This window comes from Streptomyces sp. PA03-1a, from assembly GCF_033792805.1.
In the GTDB taxonomy this organism is placed as follows: domain Bacteria; phylum Actinomycetota; class Actinomycetes; order Streptomycetales; family Streptomycetaceae; genus Actinacidiphila.
In genome coordinates, this window is the sequence record NZ_JARAVO010000490.1 from 1 (window position 1) to 968 (window position 968).

2 protein-coding genes are annotated in these 968 nt (G+C 75.3%); one reads left to right on the forward strand and one right to left on the reverse strand.

What is annotated here, in order from left to right; genetic code table 11:
• Positions 1-27: 27 nt before the first annotated feature.
• A complete protein-coding gene (gene ssuE / locus PV341_RS45090) occupies positions 28-585 on the forward strand; it encodes an NADPH-dependent FMN reductase (protein WP_500361052.1) in 558 nt (185 codons plus the stop codon).
• Between the two features lie 30 nt (positions 586-615).
• Here ssuE and PV341_RS45095 read toward each other — a convergent pair.
• On the reverse strand, positions 616-968 hold a 353-nt coding region (locus PV341_RS45095; protein WP_500361050.1), incomplete at its 5' end, for a LysR substrate-binding domain-containing protein.

Genomic DNA, 968 nt, shown 5'->3' on the forward strand with positions numbered 1-968 from the left:
CCGCCCGCCCGAACCCGGAAGGTCCCCATGGCCGTCATCCTGTCCGTCTCCGGAAGCCCCTCCGCCACCTCCCGCACCGCACGGCTGCTGCGCCACCTGGACGACCGGCTGCGGCTCCAGGGCCACGAGGTGGTCCCCCTGGACGTGCGTACGCTGCCCGCCGACGCCCTGCTCGGCGCCGACGTCCACCACCCGGCCATCACCGGGGCCGCGGCCCTGTTCCAGCGGGCGGACGGGGTGGTGATCGGCACGCCCGTCTACAAGGCCGCCTACTCGGGCCTGCTGAAGTCGCTGCTCGACCTGCTCCCGCAGTTCGCCCTCGCCGACAAGACCGTGCTGCCGCTGGCCACCGGCGGCACCACGGCCCACGTCCTGGCCATCGACTACGCGCTGCGCCCGGTGCTGAGCTCCATGGGCGCCGCCCACATCGTCCCGGGGTGGTTCACGCTCGACAAGGACCTCACCGTGGCCGACGACGGCACGCTGACCGTCGCGCCCGCCACGGCCGAGGCCCTGACGCAGGTCACCGACCGCTTCTCCGCCGCGTTGGGAGGCCGTACGACCGTGCTCGCGGCCACGGGGTGAGCCCCTGTCCGCCGTACGCCGCGCGCGGGGTCACATCACGGGGCCGGTCCCCTGGCACAGGTCCCGGATCGCGGTCACGTGCGGGTGCCAGGGGCGCGTGGCCGGCCCGGTGAGGAGCAACCGCCGTTCCACGCGCGGCAGTACGGGGACGAGGGTGAGGCCGCCGGGCAGCATGCTCCCCGCCAGGGAGGGGACGACCGCGACGCCGAGGCCGGCCTCGACCATGCAGAGCAGCGTGCCCAGTTCACGGATGTGCTGGGTGGGGCGATACGGAACCCCGGCCCGTGCGTGGAGCTCCCTGAGCGGATCCGGCCCCCTACCGGGCGGCCGGGCCCGGGCGGGACACTGACTGCGCGGTCGTGCCGGGCCCGGCCGCCCGGTAG